This is a genomic window from Arthrobacter sp. 2RAF22 (genome assembly GCF_052115325.1).
GTDB lineage: Bacteria > Actinomycetota > Actinomycetes > Actinomycetales > Micrococcaceae > Arthrobacter.
This window is the reverse complement of the sequence record NZ_JBFRGL010000006.1, coordinates 100,336-116,890: the sequence shown is the minus strand read 5'-3', so window position 1 is coordinate 116,890 and position 16,555 is coordinate 100,336. Positions and strand designations below refer to the sequence as shown.

General features: G+C 65.1%; 15 protein-coding genes and 1 riboswitch. Of the genes, 6 read left to right on the top strand and 9 right to left on the bottom strand.

What is annotated here, in order from left to right:
- Nucleotides 1–167 precede the first annotated feature (167 nt).
- The 3 genes from AB4068_RS07455 to AB4068_RS07445 form a co-directional block, all read right to left on the bottom strand.
- Complete coding sequence (locus tag AB4068_RS07455; protein WP_306963602.1) at nucleotides 168–1,316, bottom strand: mannitol-1-phosphate 5-dehydrogenase; 1,149 nt, start codon at nucleotides 1,314–1,316, stop codon at nucleotides 168–170.
- Entirely contained in the window at nucleotides 1,316–3,271 is a 1,956-nt protein-coding gene (locus tag AB4068_RS07450; protein WP_441433042.1) for a PTS mannitol transporter subunit IICBA, read from the bottom strand. Before AB4068_RS07450 ends, AB4068_RS07455 begins: the two co-directional genes overlap by 1 nt.
- Before the next feature lie 69 nt (nucleotides 3,272–3,340).
- Nucleotides 3,341–4,063 carry a TetR/AcrR family transcriptional regulator gene (locus AB4068_RS07445; RefSeq protein WP_059388720.1) on the bottom strand — a complete coding sequence of 241 codons (723 nt, stop codon included), beginning with the start codon at nucleotides 4,061–4,063 and terminating at the stop codon, nucleotides 3,341–3,343.
- Between the two features lie 117 nt (nucleotides 4,064–4,180).
- Between AB4068_RS07445 and ptsP the strand changes: the two genes are divergently transcribed.
- Nucleotides 4,181–5,869: a phosphoenolpyruvate--protein phosphotransferase gene (gene ptsP / locus AB4068_RS07440; protein WP_441433041.1), complete on the top strand. Its 1,689-nt coding sequence runs from the start codon at nucleotides 4,181–4,183 to the stop codon at nucleotides 5,867–5,869.
- 39 nt (nucleotides 5,870–5,908) lie between these two features.
- A complete protein-coding gene (locus AB4068_RS07435) occupies nucleotides 5,909–6,187 on the top strand; it encodes an HPr family phosphocarrier protein (protein WP_441433040.1) in 279 nt (92 codons plus the stop codon).
- Between the two features lie 209 nt (nucleotides 6,188–6,396).
- Here AB4068_RS07435 and AB4068_RS07430 read toward each other — a convergent pair whose 3' ends face one another.
- Complete coding sequence (locus AB4068_RS07430) at nucleotides 6,397–7,653, bottom strand: acyl-CoA dehydrogenase family protein (protein ID WP_441433054.1); 1,257 nt, start codon at nucleotides 7,651–7,653, stop codon at nucleotides 6,397–6,399.
- 113 nt (nucleotides 7,654–7,766) lie between these two features.
- On the bottom strand, nucleotides 7,767–8,543 hold the full coding sequence (locus AB4068_RS07425) for a TetR/AcrR family transcriptional regulator (protein ID WP_441433039.1): 777 nt from the start codon (nucleotides 8,541–8,543) through the stop codon (nucleotides 7,767–7,769).
- A gap of 60 nt (nucleotides 8,544–8,603) precedes the next feature.
- On the opposite strand from AB4068_RS07425, the gene AB4068_RS07420 reads away from it, so the two are divergent.
- Nucleotides 8,604–8,999: a helix-turn-helix domain-containing protein gene (locus AB4068_RS07420; RefSeq protein ID WP_284988963.1), complete on the top strand. Its 396-nt coding sequence runs from the start codon at nucleotides 8,604–8,606 to the stop codon at nucleotides 8,997–8,999.
- Nucleotides 9,000–9,004: 5 nt separating this feature from the next.
- Here AB4068_RS07420 and AB4068_RS07415 read toward each other — a convergent pair whose 3' ends face one another.
- Nucleotides 9,005–9,625 (bottom strand): TetR/AcrR family transcriptional regulator, encoded by a 621-nt coding sequence (locus tag AB4068_RS07415; RefSeq protein WP_441433038.1) that lies wholly within the window; start codon nucleotides 9,623–9,625, stop codon nucleotides 9,005–9,007.
- A 40-nt stretch (nucleotides 9,626–9,665) separates the two neighbouring features.
- On the opposite strand from AB4068_RS07415, the gene AB4068_RS07410 reads away from it, so the two are divergent.
- On the top strand, nucleotides 9,666–10,790 hold the full coding sequence (locus AB4068_RS07410) for a flavin-containing monooxygenase (RefSeq protein WP_441433037.1): 1,125 nt from the start codon (nucleotides 9,666–9,668) through the stop codon (nucleotides 10,788–10,790).
- Nucleotides 10,791–10,874: 84 nt separating this feature from the next.
- A riboswitch (cyclic di-AMP (ydaO/yuaA leader) is annotated at nucleotides 10,875–11,020 on the top strand.
- Nucleotides 11,021–11,034: 14 nt separating this feature from the next.
- A complete protein-coding gene (locus AB4068_RS07405) occupies nucleotides 11,035–12,150 on the top strand; it encodes a hypothetical protein (protein WP_441433036.1) in 1,116 nt (371 codons plus the stop codon).
- Nucleotides 12,151–12,308: 158 nt separating this feature from the next.
- On the opposite strand, the gene AB4068_RS07400 is transcribed toward AB4068_RS07405, so the two are convergent.
- Nucleotides 12,309–13,523 (bottom strand): PucR family transcriptional regulator, encoded by a 1,215-nt coding sequence (locus AB4068_RS07400; RefSeq protein ID WP_306963614.1) that lies wholly within the window; start codon nucleotides 13,521–13,523, stop codon nucleotides 12,309–12,311.
- Between the two features lie 220 nt (nucleotides 13,524–13,743).
- Between AB4068_RS07400 and ald the strand changes: the two genes are divergently transcribed.
- Nucleotides 13,744–14,862 (top strand): alanine dehydrogenase, encoded by a 1,119-nt coding sequence (gene ald / locus AB4068_RS07395; RefSeq protein WP_284988959.1) that lies wholly within the window; start codon nucleotides 13,744–13,746, stop codon nucleotides 14,860–14,862.
- Nucleotides 14,863–15,182: 320 nt separating this feature from the next.
- On the opposite strand, the gene AB4068_RS07390 is transcribed toward ald, so the two are convergent.
- Nucleotides 15,183–15,911 (bottom strand): hypothetical protein, encoded by a 729-nt coding sequence (locus tag AB4068_RS07390; protein WP_306963617.1) that lies wholly within the window; start codon nucleotides 15,909–15,911, stop codon nucleotides 15,183–15,185.
- Nucleotides 15,908–16,459 carry an RNA polymerase sigma factor gene (locus tag AB4068_RS07385; RefSeq protein ID WP_059388725.1) on the bottom strand — a complete coding sequence of 184 codons (552 nt, stop codon included), beginning with the start codon at nucleotides 16,457–16,459 and terminating at the stop codon, nucleotides 15,908–15,910. The genes AB4068_RS07390 and AB4068_RS07385 overlap by 4 nt, the downstream gene beginning before the upstream one ends.
- Between the last annotated feature and the right edge of the window lie 96 nt (nucleotides 16,460–16,555).

Genomic DNA, 16,555 nt, shown 5'->3' with positions numbered 1-16,555 from the left:
AAGCGCTCACCCTCCTTCACATCAGGTAAAGGAGGGTGAGCGGGCGTTCAGGAAAAAGCCGGCATATCCGAGCGAGCGTCCCGGAAAAGGCCCGCATATCTGAGCGGGCGTCGCGGGCCGGCTGGCACGCGGGCGCACCGGACCGCCAGCGGGCGTCGCCGGAAAGGCTAGGCCTCGGCCTTGCGGTCTTCGATCAGCTTCTGCACTTGCGGGAACAACGGGTGCGACGGCGGCAGTTCAGTGATCCGCTCAACCGCCTCGGCGGCGTCCATTTCCGAAAGCATCCGGGCGAGTTCCACGGCTTCGTCGTCGGCCCCGTCGTCGAAACGAAGGGCAGCCGACATCGCGTCGAGCAAGGCAACGGGAGTTATTCCGCGCTCGGCCAGTTCCGCTGCCGGGCCGATGAACCGTTCGTGCCGGCCCAACTTCCGGAGCGGAGCACGGCCAACCCGGTTCACGGTGTCCGGCAAGTACGGGTTGGTGAAGCGGGACAGGATCTTCTGCACGTACGCTTCCTGCTCAGCTTCGACGAAACCGTGCTTGGCCACGAGAAGCTGTTTGGTCTCCTCTAGCACGGCACGCACCCGGGCGGCCACGGAGGCGTCGGCCATCGCATCGGAGATCTTCTCCAGGCCGGCGCCGTAGCCGAAGTACGCTGCCGAGGCATGTCCTGTATTGACCGTGAACAGCTTCCGTTCGATATACGGACCGAGCTCATCCACAAAGGTCGCGCCGGGGATCACTGGCGCCGCCCCCGCGAACGGCGTGCGGTCGATGACCCACTCGTAGAAGGTCTCCACAGTGACGTCCAGGCCTTGACCCGGCGCCTGGTTGGGGACAATCCTGTCCACCGCCGTGTTCGCAAACACGGCAGCGGAGGACAGGTCACCGGCGGCACCGTCCCAAGCGGCTTCCACTTCGGAATGCAGGAGGTCCGTGGCGTTGATGGCGTTCTCGCAGGCCATGACCTGGAGCGGAGCCAACGACGGCGAGCGGCCGGCGATGCCGCGCGCGATCACGGGTGCCACGAACTTGAGGATGTGCGGCCCGACCGCCGTGGTGACGAGGTCCGCCGTCGCGATTTCCGCGACGACGGCAACCTCTTCGGTGCCCGAATTCAGGGCCCGGAAACCGGACACGGTCTTGACCGCCGCGTTTTCTCCGACCTCGTGGACCTCGTAGGAGGACGCGGAGGCGAGTTGGCTGATCAAGGCATCCGCGACATCGGCGAAGACCACCTCATATCCGGCCTCGTGCAGCAGCAAGCCGACGAATCCCCGTCCGATGTTCCCTGCCCCAAAATGGACTGCCTTCACTATGCGTTGACCTTCCCGAACAGATCCAGCACTTCCTGAACCGACGTGGCCTGTTCAAGCTGGGCCACTTGCGCCTTGTCCGTGAAGATCTTGGCGATGGAGGACAGGATGTGGAGGTGCTCGTTGTTGATGCCGGCGACGCCGACGACGAACTTGACCTGCTTGCCGCCCCAGTCGATGCCCTCGGGATAGCGGACGATCGACACACCGGAGTGCAGGATGTGGTTCTTGGCAGCGTTCGTGCCGTGCGGGATGGCCAGGAAGCTGCCCATGTACGTGGACACGGATTCCTCGCGCTCATGCATGGCGTGAATGTAGCCCATGTCCACGGCGCCGCGGTCCAGCAGGAGCTTGCCTGCTTCGTCGATGGCCGAGTCACGATCCGTCGCGGTGCCGGTGAGGATCACGCTTTCGGGGAGCAGGACATCCTTGCCCCCGACGACGGCTGGCTGGGCCGCGTGGGCAGCGGCGGCCGGTTCGGCAACCGCCGTCGAGCCCTCAGCGCCGGATCCGGCGTTGCTGCTCTTGACCAGTTCCACGATCTCCTCATACCGGGGACTATTCATGAAGTTGTCCACGGAGACGTGCACGGCGCTGGAGGTGACCGGACGCGCGCGTTCTGTCAGGTCCTGGTGCGTGACCACGACATCGTAAGTGTCGCTGAGGTTGGCAATGGCCGAATTGGTGACCTTGACGTCCGGGAAACCGGCTGCCTTGATCTTGTTGCGCAGGACCGAGGCACCCATCGCGCTGGAGCCCATGCCGGCGTCGCACGCGAACACGATGTTCTGGATAGGACGGGTCAGGACGGCGGTTCCGCCGCCGGCGCCCAGGAGGGTGGAGGAAACGGAGCTCTTTTTGCCCTTGAGTTCTTCCATCCTGGACGTTGCCTGGCCCAGCGCGTCCACATCGGTGGTCTTGCTGGTCCGCAGGATCACGGAGGCGATCAGGAAGGACACTGTGGCTGCGAGGAGCACGGACAGGGCGACACCGAAATAGCTGTCTTTCGCTGTCGCGGCAAAGACGGCGATGATGCTGCCAGGGGCTGCCGGCGAACGCAAGCCCGCGCCGGTGACCACCAAGGTGAAGATGCCGGTCATGCCGCCCGCGATCGTGGCGAGGATGAGGATCGGCTTCATGAGAATGTACGGGAAGTAGATCTCGTGGATACCGCCGACAAACTGGATGAGCGCGGCGCCGGGAGCGGATGCCCGTGCCAGGCCCTTGCCGAAGAACATGTAGGCGAGCAGGACGCCGACGCCCGGGCCGGGGTTCGCCTCGAGCAGGAACAAGATGGACTTGCCGTTTTGCAGCGCTTGTTCCGTACCGAGCGGAGTGAGGATGCCGTGGTTGACCGCGTTGTTGAGGAACAGGACCTTGGCGGGTTCGATGAAGATGCTGGTCAGCGGCAGAAGTCCGTTGTGGACCAGGAACTCGACGACGTTGCTCGCGCCGTCGCTGAAGGCCTTAACAACCGGACCGATCACCAACATGCCGAAGATGGCCAGTGCGGCACCGACGATGCCTGCGGAGAAGTTGTCGATCAGCATCTCGAAGCCCGGCTTGACCCGGCCCTCCCACACCTTGTCGAGCTTCTTCATGATCCAGGCCGTGAGCGGGCCCATGAGCATGGCACCGATGAACATCGGAATATCCGTACCCACAATCACACCCATGGTGGCGGCGGCTCCAACCACGCCGCCGCGGATGCCATGGACCGCCCGGCCGCCGGTATAGCCGATCAGCAGCGGCAACAGGTACGTGATCATGGGGCCCACGAGTTTGGCCAGGTCCGCATTGGGGAACAACCCTGCCGGGATGAACAGGGCGGTGATGATGCCCCATGCAATAAAGGCCCCGATGTTGGGCATGATCATGCCCGAGAGGAACGTTCCGAACTTTTGGACACCAACGCGCACGCTGGTGCGCGGTTTCGCAACTGACGCTGTTGCCATTGTGTGAATTCCTAACGTGAGTCCCGCATCAATGCGGAATCAGTCGATATCTATCGAAGGAGGACAGCTCTAGGAGCTGCTGGAGATTCGGTGAAGCCATTCAAGGAACAGCTTCAGTTCCGAACTGGATAGCTGGTCTGAATGCGAGGCTTGGAGTGCCGCATTCAGCGCGATTGCCGCAACAACAACGGACGACTTGCCGGAGTCGTCTGCTGCGGCGCCACGGGCTGTTTCCGTGGACACGGCGAAAATCATGGAATCCCGGGTCATGGTGGAGAGTTCGAGGTTCCGGTCTTCCAAAGGCTCTGCGATGAGCATGAGCGTGACGCCAACGTTGGCCGCCAGGATGCTTCTGGCCGCCTCACGCGGGGGTACGTTGATCTGCCCGGCAATGGCCGCCTTGCTCAGCATCTCCTCCAGAAGCGACTCGGCATCAGCCACGATGGCCGGCCTGCTTTCCGGACGGATGTTGCCGAACATCACCAGGTAAAGGTGCGGTTGGGTAAGTCCGAACTGGACGTGGTTGTCCCACATCCGGCGGACATCCTCCAGGGGGACCCCGGAGGGTGCGAAGTCCCGCTCTCCCGCCACGTACTCCTCGAAGCCGGCTGCAACGACGGCGTCGAACAGCCCCTCCTTGTCGCCGAAGTGGTGGTAAAGCGTGGGCGCCGTGACGCCGGCAAGTTTGGTGATTTGGCGCGTAGAGACCGGCGACCCATCCGAATTCGCCAGCAACTCGGCAGCTGCACGGAGCAGCCGAGTTTTGGGCGGAAGCTGGTCATCGAAACTCATAGCCGCTACCCTAGCACCTATAGCAACGCTATATGAAGTGAGTCACAGGAGATTTTTTCGGACCCCGAGGCGCCGCAGCCGGTGGGTCCGATCCGAGAGCAGGAACAGAGGATTTCAGTGCAGAATTTCCAAGGAGTAGGCGTTAGCCCGGGCCGCGTCATTGGCACTATCCGTCAGATGCCCAAACCAGTCAGCGAACCGCCGTCGGGCGAGCAGCTCGCCGCATCGACAACCGCGGAAGACGCCGTCGCCGGCCTCAAAGCGGCGGCACAGTCGGTCCACGACGAACTCAAAGCACGCGCGGACAAGGCCAGCGGCGACGGTAAGGCCGTGCTGGAAGCCACCGCGCTCATGGCCAAGGACACCATGCTCCTGAAATCGGCCACCAAGCTCATCAACAACAACGGCAGCTCCGCCGAACGCGCCATCTGGGAAGCCGGCGCCTCCGTGTCCGAAATGCTCCACAACCTGGGCGGATACATGGCCGAGCGCGCCACCGACGTCCTGGACGTCCGCGCGCGGATCGTCGCCGAACTTCGCGGAGTCCCCGCCCCTGGGATCCCGGCGTCGGACACTCCGTTCATCCTCGTGGCCGAAGACCTCGCTCCCGCCGACACCGCAACGCTGGACCCCGCCGTCGTGACAGCACTGGTTACCTCGGGCGGCGGACCGCAGTCCCACACCGCGATCATCGCGCGCTCGCTCGGCCTGCCCGCGGTCGTCGCGGCCCGCGGTGTGGACGAAATTCCTGACGGCGCAGAAGTCTTTGTGGACGGCGCAGCCGGCTCACTCTCCCTCGAACCCAGCGAAGAACAGCGCGCGGCCGCCCTCGCATGGGTCGAAAACGCCGCCACTCTGGCGGTCTTTGACGGAAACGGCGCGACGGCGGACGGCCACTTGGTGCCCCTCCTCGCCAACGTCGGCGGCGCCAAGGACGCTGCCGCGGCCGCTGCGCTCGGTGCCCAGGGCGTGGGCCTTTTCCGCACCGAATTCTGCTTCCTGGAACGCGACACCGAACCGACGGTGCTGGAACAGGCCGCCGCGTACAGGGGCGTGTTCGACGCTTTCCCGGGCAAAAAGGTTGTACTCCGTACCCTCGACGCCGGCGCTGACAAGCCCCTCCCCTTCCTCACCGACGCCACTGAGCCCAACCCTGCCCTCGGGGTGCGCGGCTACCGCACCGATTTCACCACGCCCGGTGTTTTGGATCGCCAGCTTGAGGCCATCGCCATCGCTGCCGACGAAACAGAAGCCGAGGTGTGGGTCATGGCACCCATGATCTCGACCGCCGCCGAGGCCGCCCATTTCGCGTCGATGTGCGATGCCGCGGGAATCAAGACGCCCGGCGTGATGGTGGAAGTTCCCTCCGCGGCATTGACCTCGGCGTCGGTCCTCCGACACGTGGGCTTCGCGTCCCTCGGCACCAACGACCTCACCCAGTACGCCATGGCCGCCGACCGGCAACTCGGCCCCCTCGCCGAACTCAACACCCCGTGGCAGCCCGCCGTCCTGCGCCTCGTTCAGCTGACGGTGGCAGGCTCGGCGGAAGAGGGCCACGGCAAACCGGTTGGTGTCTGCGGTGAGGCTGCCGCGGACCCGGCCCTCGCCGTCGTGCTCGTTGGCCTGGGCGTGTCCACGCTCTCCATGACCGCCCGCTCGCTGGCCGCCGTCGGAACCGTGCTCAAAACGGTGACGCTGGAACAAGCGCAAGAGCTGGCCCGGCTGGCGCTCAGCGCACCCGATGCGCTTGACGCGAAAGCCTGGGTCCGCGCCAAACTGCCGATCCTCGAAGAACTCGGGCTCTGAGCCCAGCTGTACTGCCCCACCTGAACACAAGGAGAAACCATGCCCGAACGCACCGCCACCATCGCCAGCCGCTCCGGACTGCACGCCCGTCCGGCGGCGATCTTCGCCGAAGCCGCAGGGGAATCCCCGGTCGAAGTGACCATCGCGATGGCCGGTTCGCCTGACGATGACGCGCTCGACGCCGCCAGCATCCTATCGCTCATGACGCTCGGCGCGGCGAAGGGCGACGTCGTCGTGCTTCGGGCCGAGGGCGACGGCGCCGACGCTGCCCTCGATTCCCTGGTGACACTGTTGGAAACGGACCTCGACGCGGAGTAGGCGCCTCCCGCCAGACGCTCGCTCACATACAGTGGCTTCCGGTCAAACGCTCGCTCACATATGGTGGCCTCCCCTGAAACGCTCGCTCACATACGGTGGCTTCCCGCCAGACGCTCGCTCACCGTTGATTAGCGAGCGAGCGTTACGTCGATTGCGCTCATATCTGAGCGAGCGTCTGGGGGGCCGCGCCGGGGGCGGGGGATACCGCCTTAGGCGAAGGCGGAGATACCCGTGATCGAGCGTCCGATGATCAACGCTTGGACAGTCTCTGTGCCTTCATAGGTATGGATGCCCTCTATGTCGGCGAAGTGCCGGGCCACGCGGTTGGCCAACAAGATCCCGTTGCCACCGAGCAAGTCGCGCGCGTTCGAGGCGATGCTGCGGGCAGTGCGAGTGCAGGTGAACTTCGCGAGCGCCGCCTGCGCGGGAGTCAGCACGCCCTCATCGTCCAGCTTGGTCATCTGCATGACCATGAGCTGCATGGTGGCGAGCTCCGAATGCATCCGGGCAAGTCGCTCCTGCACAATCTGCGAAGCGGCCAGTGGGCGGCCGAACTGCCGGCGTTGGGCCGCGTACTGCACCGCGGTTTCGTAACAGGCAGTGGCGTGCCCGACGGCGGACCAGGCCACTCCCAGCCGGGTCGCCAAGAGCACCCGGGCTGTGTCCTTGAAACTCCGGGCACCCGGGAGCGCGTTTTCCGCCGGGACGAAGACATCCTCAAGGCGGATGTGTGCCTGCCAGATTGCCCTGAGTGACAGCTTGCCTTCAATGGTCGTGGCGGAGTACCCGGGGGAATCCTGGGGGACGAGGTATCCGTGAACCTGCCCGTCGTCGCCACGGGCCCAGACGACGGTCAGCCCGCCGATTGAGCCGTTGCCGATCCATTTCTTTTCACCGTTGAGCACATAGCCGCCATCGACGGCGGTCGCAGTCGTCTCGAGTCCCACCGAATCGGAACCGTGCGCGGGCTCGGTCAAGGCGAAAGCGCCATATTCCTCGGCGCGGGAAAGCACGGGAAGCCAACGGTCCTGCTGCTCTGGGGAACCGCATTCCGCCACGGACCGCAAAGCCAAGCCGCCCTGGACAGCGACCACCGTGCCGATGGAGCCGTCCCCGCGGCTCAGTTCCATGGTGACCAGTCCGGCGGCGGTTTTGCTCATGGCCGGGAACCCGTCGACGTTGATTCCGTCGCGCAGCAGATCAAGTTCACCCAGGCGCTTCACCAGATGGAGCGGATACTCCGCGCGCTCCCAGTACCCCGCGATGACCGGGAGCACGTCGTCCTGGACAAAGGTCCGCGCGCGGTCCCAGTAGGCGCGGTCTTCGCGGCTAACGTCCTTGAAGACGGAGGCCGGGTCCGGGTCCAGGGATTCGTTCAGGACATACTCGGGCTCCATGGTGCCAGCCGGAAAAGCTGCGCCGACCGGGAATATGGCATCCAGTTCCTCGGAAGCGCTGTTGGACATCGTCGTCATGGGGGATCCTCGCTCGGGGTTGCGATCTACGACTCCCAGCATGCGCTGACACTCAGTTTCATGTCAAGGAACTCAGTTCCAACCATGGACTCTGCTGGATCGAACTAAGCCAGCGCGTCCCGAACCGCTTGAATGATCTCTTCCGTACCCGCTGCCGGATCGAGGACAGCAACCACGACGGCGGGTCGGCCGCCTTGCGCGGACGCAGCACCGGCTGCGTCGCTACCCGCCTCGCCGGTTGAAACACGGGCGAACGTGTCCGCCAACGCGCCCAATTCACGCCCGAGCCTGGTGGCCAACTCCCCGGCTTCAGCTTCCCGCCCGTCGCGCTCCGCGCCCGTGACGCGCTCCGCATCCGCCTCGCGTTCGCCAGCAGAAACCGCCCGCAGCCATTGGCGCAGGACGCTGTTGTGCACAGCAACCACCGAAGCGGCAAAGGCCACGGCCGTGACCTCGCGGCTTTCGCCCTCGGGCAACGCGGAAAGAAGATGATTCCGGAAAGCCCGTTGATAGCGATGCGTCATGACAAGTTCACGATCACGAAGGGCCGGCACTTGATGCAGAAGGTCGTAGCGGGCGAGGGAGGTTTTCCGGTTGCCCACATGGTGGCCAAAAACCAAGAGCGCGGCATCCACGACGGCACGCAACGGATCCGCCGTCGTCCGCGCAAGGAGCTCCTGGACCCGCGCCAGAATACGGTCGTGATCAGCGAAAACAATGTCTTCTTTGGAGCCGAACTTGCGGAAAAACGTGCTCCGGCTGATCCCTGCTGCATCGGCAAGGTCGTCCACGGAGGTCGCGTCATAGCCTTGCCGCACCAGTAGATCGATTGCCGCGGCCACGGCGAGCGCGGGATCCGGATTGGCGGGGTAGTTGACCATAGGCGTGAATCTAACACGGCGGCGTAACCGCACAGCCTTGAGCGCGGCTAGGCTTCTGCCATGGCATTGATAGCTCCCCGCGTGACGCCTGGCTTGCCCGCGGACGACGCCCGCAACCTGGCGCGCTCACTCCAGGACAGCAACGACATCACCGTCTTCGTGGATGGCACGGTCCACCGGCTGCCGGATGAGGCGAGGGACGCCGTCGTCGACCTCCTTGGCAGGCTGGGCCGAGGTGAAGCTGTGACCGTGAGCAGCGTCGAGGAAATGCTCACGACGTCGAGGGCGGCCGAACTCGCGGGAATCTCGCACACCTACCTGCGGAACATGACTGACCGTGGCGAAATCCCGGTGGAATACCGCGGCACGCATCGGCGCATCAGGCTCGCGGACATCATGGCGTGGCTGGAAACCCAGAAGAAGACGGCCGCGGCGGAAGAGGAAAGCAACAAGTAGAAAAGCTACGCAAGGGCCGCCTTGAGCGCAGCGTGGACCCAATCCCGGTAGCGGTCCAATCCCCAGGCGAAGTCCAGCACGAGTGACCGGTAGGTGTCCGGATGACCCACCGACCAGATCACGGCAGCGGCTTGCTCGTCGCTCATGCCGGAGCTCAGTGCCCCGCGCCGCCTGAGCGCGGCCGCAGCTTCCGCATAGTTCCGTAGCCGGGCTTCGGCCCGGTCCCGCTCCACTTTTGCGGCTTCGGCGTCGACGGCGGAGGCCTGCCGCATGACGGTGAACAATTGGGTGCTCCGCGGATTCACCTCGGCAAACCAGTCGGCCAACAGCGCCAGGACCGCTCCGGCGTCGGCGGCTGCGGCAGTCCGCTCGCGCATGGTCTCCGGCACGGCGCGAGGAGCATCCGGACCCGCCGCCGTCGCGTCAACCACGGCGGAGAGCAGCGCAGCCTTGTTGCCCACGGAGTTGTAGATGGTCTGGACGGCCACACCTGCTTGCTCGGCAACGGCCCCGATAGTGGTGGCCACATACCCTTTGCTCAGAAACAGCTGACGGGCGGCCTCCACCACGGCAGCTTTGGTTGCGACAGCTTGAGCTAAGCGCCTGTCATTGTGCCGGATTTCCACGAAAAAAGAATAGCATTCCAGTGACTGGAATGCTATTCTAATGACCTCGGACACCTCAGGAGGCTTCGCGATGGACAGCAATGAGGCAGTGAACACGGTAATTGTGGGCGCCGGGCAGGCGGGCCTCGCCACCGGATACCACCTGAAGAAACACCGGCAAGATTTCCTCATCCTGGACTCGCAGGCCCGCGTCGGCGACGTGTGGCGGAGCCGATGGGATTCCTTGCGTCTCTTCACCCCGGCGCAGCACGATTCCCTTCCCGGCCTGCCGTTTCCAGCCGCCCGGGGGACCTTTCCCGGCAAAGACGCCATGGCCGAATACCTCGAGAATTACGCCACGAACTGGGAACTCCCGGTACGCCATGGCGCCCGCGTCGTCGGCATCGAGCGGGAGGACGGCCGGTTCCGGGTGCAGTCCAGCGCCGGGTCGATCCTGGCGAGAAACGTTGTTGTTGCCACGGGCCCGAATACACAGCCACGGGTCCCGGCGTTCGCCAGGGATCTCGATCCAGGCATCCACCAACTGCACGGAGCGGAATACTCCAACCCGGACTCAATTCCGCCCGGAGATGTCCTGGTGGTCGGCTCCGGCACCTCCGGCGTCGAAATCGCCCTGGAGCTCGCACCCACGCACCGCACCTACATCGCAGGAAACCCTCCGTTCCACATTCCAGGCCCCGTGACGCGATACGCCGGCGGGCTTTGGTGGCTCTTCATCCACAAGGTGCTGAACAGATCCACCCCTGTCGGCCGCAAGGTCGCGCTCGGGTTCACCCAGCATGGCGCGCCACTGATCCGGACCTCAACGCGAGAGCTCGACGCCGCGGGAGTCACCCGCCTACCACGCCTGAAGGGCACGCGCGATGGCCAACCCCTGACCGATGAAGGCCACGCGATACCGGTGTCCACGGTCATCTGGGCTACTGGTTACCAACCGGACTTTGGCTGGATCCAAGGACTTCCCACGGATGAGGACGGCTGGCCGCTCACCCTCCGGGGCGCCGTAGAACAACTCCCAGGACTGTTCTTTGTGGGCATGCCCTTCCAATACGGATTGACCTCCGGGCTCGTGGGCGGGGTCGGCCGCGACGCCGAACACGTCGCGGGACTCATCGCCGGCCAGGCCGGGCAAAAACGGGTCACCGCGCCCGTTATTCAAATGTGACTTTGCATGCCGGCTGTTGTAACGTCGAGGGGCGACCCAGTCCCCAACCGGGCCGCTTCCGGGTTGACGCCGAGCTCTGCCGCAACCCGGAATCCGCCAGACCCGCGGCAGAGACGGGGGACCCAGAGTCTCCGGGCCCACTTCAGGCCCTTGGGGTGAAGCCGCCACGCGCGGCCGGACGGCCTCGTCCGAACCCGACAGCTAACCTCGAAGGCGTTGAGAGGCAATCACCATGTCCCCAACCATGGATCAGCCTCGCCGTGCCCAAGTGGCGGGCGAGAGCACCAAACCAACCGGACGTCGTCGGGCCACAGACAGCGAACCGTTCATCGCTGCGCCGGCTTCCGAACCTTTGAGTTCGACGGCGGCACCCACCACCGCCGCAACCCCGACGACGGCGGCACCCACCACGCGCGCGGCCGCCCGGGCGGCCGAACGGAAGCGGGCCTCAGAAGCCAGCGAAACTGCGGCCATTGAAACAGTGCCTGCCGCGGCGGCAGAACCTGCCACCGCGGCCATACCGACTGTCGCTGCCGAGACCGCGGCTCCTGCGACAGCTGAGCCGGCCACCGCGGCCATACCGACGGTGTCTGCTGCGACCTTGGCTCGCGCGACAGCAGAGTCGGCCAAAACCGAGAACGCAGCCACAACGGCACTTCCCGCGGCAACCCGCGCCGGCGCCGGTCTGGCGCCCCTTACCGGTTCCTCCTTCAGCCGTGAACCACACGCCGTCCTCAAGAAGGCCGCCGCCGTCCGGACGATGAGCAACCGAATGGCAGTGGTGACAGGTGCCCTAGGCATCTTGTTGGCCGCCGGCTCCCTGGGACAAGCCCTCGAGTTGCCCTTCTTCGGCCAGGAATCCCGTGCCCAGAACGCTGCCAGCGCAGACAGCCAGGACTCCACGCAATCCAGCGCTCCTTCCACGACGCCAAGCACCTCCCCCAGCGCTGCGGAATCACCTTCGGCAGCTACCCCGAGCGCCAAGTCCGGCCAGGCCGGGGACCCGGCGCAGCATTCGCCGCAAGGACCGGTAGCTGTCGAATCGTCGAGCGTCCCTGCACCATCGATCTCCGTTCAGGTTCCTGCCCTCCCGTCAGCGCTGCCCCCAAGCCTCACCCCGGCGCCTGTTCCTTCCACCCCGGTTCCGGCCCAGCCTGCGCCGGCTCCCAGCCCCGGTCCGACCGGACCCGCTAGCCCAACCCCGACACCGGATCCGACGGATCCAGCGTCTCCGACTCCCGCACCCACAGGTTCTTGGAAGCCACGGACCCCGGCCAGCCCCACACCGACGCCACCGCCTACCCAACCGGGCGTCGATCTTGGGTCGATTCTGGACGCAGCAACCAAGGCACTGCAGTGAGGATGGGAGGGCATCGAGCATTTGCCGTCGAGTGGCACGGACGATGCTGCCGGAACACCTGGACGCAGATGATTCAGCACCGCCCGGACCGCTGGCGCTGCAGCCTTCAGTTGAGGCAGTTCAACAAGTAGGCCAGCGCGGTTTCCGGTACCTGCGCTTCAAATCCGCGGTCGGCCAGCCCAGCGGCGCGCCTTGAGCGTTGCGTGGAGTTCGAGCCGGGTGGCGCCATTCAGCGGATCCGCTCCGATAAGCTGGCGGACCCTGGCCAGTCGGTTGTAGATGCTGCTGCGGTGCAGGTGGAGCTTCGAGGCCACATCCTGAACGGAGCCGTCGCTGTCGTAAAGCAGTTCGAGCACGGGCAGCAGCTCGCCGTTGCGGTCGGCGTCCTCGATCTCCTGGAAGTGCACGGAACCCGAATCGTCCCACCCCCCGGGCGCCTGTAGCCGTTCGAACAACTGATAGATCCCGGCCGAGCGGCTGTCCACGAGCTCGCCGAGCGGAGGATCGACGGCGGCAGCCTGGGCCGCGAGCTTCGACTGCCGGTACGCCCGGCCCAGTTGGCGAATAGCCGCAAACGGCTCGCTGATGCCAAGAATGACGCGGTCCACTTTTCGGCCGGCGCGCTTGGCGAGTTCCAGCTGATAGTGGACCAGGACCTGGGCATGCTCTGCCCGTCCGCCCGTTTCGCGGAACAACAGGACCGAGTGCGTCTCAGTCCCGGCGCTGAAAAGCACGGAATCGACCCCGATAGTGGCCTGCAGTGCGGCGGAACGGTGTGTCAGGGTCGCCGCGATCGGATCAGAGACACCGCCACTGTCCGCAGCATCGAGCACGGTAACCAGCTGCCACGGTCCCCTGCCTTGGATCTCCTTCCATCCCGCCACGGCCGCCACCGCGTTGGACTCGCCTTGGCATGCAGCGAGGAATTCCTGCTCACGGCGGCGCCGGAACTCCGATTCCGCCGTATTGGAATCGAGCAGCAACCCCGCGAGGAGGTCCAACTCGTCCCGGACACCAGGCAATTCGGCGAGTATCGCCGTCGCGGTCTGCTCGTCAAGGTCCTGCTGGACCCAGAGGTATCCCACACGGAATCCGCGCACCAGCAACGGGACGCAAACCCGCCCGACCATCCCGAGTTCTTCATTGGCGGGTACGACGACGGGACGCACCGCGGTTGCGATGCCGTGCGAGAGCTGCCAGGCGCTGACGTCCACCGGGACACGCTTGCTCAGGAGGAAATTCACGCGCACACGGTCGGCGTGGGACTGGTTGGAACTGTAGGCGAGCAGCACGCCGTCAAGGTCTTCCAAGGAGAGGCCACGGCCCAACTTGAGTGCTACGTCCTCGACGATTTTCTCCACGTCTTGCTGCATGGAGAAAACACTACTTTGCCCCACGAACATCAGGCGACACCTGACGCCCTCAATATCGACAAATGTCGAGTCGAGGGCGGCAAAAACCGCGGAATTCCGGGGAAGTCGGCAACCGTGACGATCGCCTTTCCTGTCGGCTGGCTCACAGCGGATTTATTCTGGAAGCACAGTCCCCCGCAGAGAAAAAGGCCGTTGAAGCCTTTCGAAGATGGAGCCCAAAATGATCATCGGTGTCCCCAAAGAGATCAAGAACAACGAATTCCGCGTTGCCATCACGGCCGCGGGCGTTCACGAGTTCCGCACCCACGGCCACACCGTTCTGGTGGAACGGGGCGCAGGCCTGGGCTCCGGTATCACGGACGAGGAATACTCGGTTGCCGGCGCTGAGATCGTGGCCGAGGCCGACGACGTCTGGGCACGCGCTGACATGGTCATGAAGGTCAAGGAACCGATCAAGGCCGAGTACCACCGCTTCCGCAAGGGCCTGATCCTCTTCACCTACCTGCACTTGGCCGCCGAGGCCGAGCTGACCCAGGAACTCATCAACTCCGGCGTCACGGCCATCGCCTACGAAACCGTCCAGGACGGCCGCGCGCTGCCTCTGTTGGCACCCATGTCCGAGGTTGCCGGCCGCCTGTCGGTCGTCGTCGGCGCTTCCTCCCTCATGGCTCCGGCCGGTGGCAAGGGTGTGCTGCTGGGCGGCGTACCCGGCGTCCGCCCGGCCAAGGTTGTTGTCCTCGGCGCCGGTGTTGCCGGTACCAACGCCGCCGCCATGGCCTTGGGCCTGGGCGCCGACGTCACCATCCTGGACATCAACATCAACCGCCTCCGCGAACTGGACGCCCTCTACCAGGGCCGCCTGAAGACGGTCGCCTCCAACGCATACGAGATCGAGAAGTCCGTGGTCGACGCCGACCTCGTCATCGGTTCCGTGCTGATCCCGGGCGCCAAGGCCCCCAAGCTGGTCACCAACGAGCTGGTTTCCCGCATGAAGCCCGGCTCCGTGCTGGTGGACATCGCAGTGGACCAGGGCGGCTGCTTCGAGGACACGCACCCCACCACGCACCAGGAACCCACGTACAAGGTCCACAACACGATCTTCTACTGCGTCGCCAACATGCCGGGCGCCGTTCCGAACACTTCCACTTACGCCCTGACCAACGTCACCCTGCGCTACGCGGTGTCACTGGCCAACCTGGGCGTCAGGGCTGCATTCGACCGCGACCCCGCACTGGCGGCCGGCCTCAACATCGCGGCAGGCAAGGTCACGCACCGCTCGGTTTCCGAGGCGCACAACCTGCCCCTCGTCGCCGATTGGCACAACCTGGTCTCGGCATAGTTTCCTCTCCGCCCCTCACCGGGGCGGCTTAGCGATCACGACGGCGGGGTGCGGCTTCCACGGGAAGCGGCACCCCGCCGTCGTGGTCCCCACCGACGCTCGCTCACTTTTAGGGCATTTCGGCCCGACGCTCGCTCACTTTTAGGGCATTTTGGCCCGACGCTCGCTCAGATCTTCTGAGCGAGCGTTGAAGGTATCAGGCGTATTGGTGAGCGAGCGTCGGGTGAAAATAGGCCATATCTGCAGGAGCGTCTAATGGAGTACCCCCGGCCGCCTGAGCGGCTCGTCCGAGCACGACGCCGGACACTCCACGACGCCAGTTACGGCTTGACCGGGCTGCCCGGAAGAATCTCGGACGGAACCGGTTGGGGCAACGGCAGCGTGGGGGTTGGGACCTCCGGCGTCGGGATCGTGATCTGTCCCGGGCGGCCCTTGGCGATATCGTGCAATCCATTGCGCGGATCCGACTCGGACCCCGGCGCAGTAGTGCCGGGAGTGGCGTGCGGCGAAGGATGCGCGGTGTTTTGGGCCCCAGGCGCAGAGGACTCCGGAGAGGGCGATCCGGGAACGTTTGTTTCCCGGGTGGGCATAGGGACCGGCTCCTGGCGGGTTCCTTGCTGTTGTGGAGCGTTGCCGCCCGATCCAGGGGTGAGCTGCGAAACAACGGATCCCACCACGGCGCCCAAGTGTTCGATCGTTCCCGGAATGCCGCCGTCGGACGCAGCCGCGGCGGTAGCTCCGGCGGCAAGGGAGGCCGCAACGGCAAGAGCCGCAATGCCGGCGCGGCGCTTACGACGGCGACGAGCGGCCAGTTCATCAACAGGGGTGGCCGCGGCGCGGGCTAGCGGGGTTGTGGCCGCGACAGGAGCAGCCGCAACGCCTGCAGGTGCCATCAAAGCCTGCACAGCCGCCGATGGCTGCGGCCGGGTGCTCGCAAGGGCGCGCAGTTCCAGCAGCTCGGTCCGGATCTCGTACGCTTCGTCGAGCCCGGCTTCAGCAAGCAGGCGGTCAACGCCTTGCTCGCCGAAGGATGCGGATTTTTCGCTCATGATGTGCCATTCCTTAGTAGTGCACGTTCTCTCAGTGCACTCAATGCCCTGCGCTGCAACTGCTTCACGGCTCCTTGGGACTTGCCCATGATGTCCGCTGTTTCTTCCAACGAAAGGTCCGCCACGACCCGTAGTGCCAGGACCTCCCGGTAGTCGGGATTGAGGTCCGCCAGTAGCTCGGTTACACCCAGGCCTGCGCCATGCCCGAATGCCTGGTCCTCGGCCGAAGGCGCGCGCCGCGAATCCAGATCGGATTCATAGGGCGCGGAATCAGGGGTGCGTTCCCGCTTCCGGTAGTGATCCACCATTCGCGCGTGCGCTATGGAGAAGAGGAGGGTCTTGGCTCCCTGGAGACCTCCGCGGAGGGAATCCAGTTTGGGATAGAGGGCCAGGAACACGTCCTGGGTAACTGCTTCCGGATCGTCTACGCCGCGGGCTCGCAGGTATCCAAACACCGGTCCGGAAAATTCGTTGTAGGCAGCCGTGAAGAGCAGGGCGGGATCTTCCTCGTCCGCCTGCAAATATTCGTCAGCCAAAGGGTCAAGCACCCGCGACCCCTCCATCCCACGCAGCACGGTCATCGTCCCTGGCCTAGGAAATGACCACTGCCGCCGTCTGTTGCGTCGCGGGGCTCCTTGTCATTT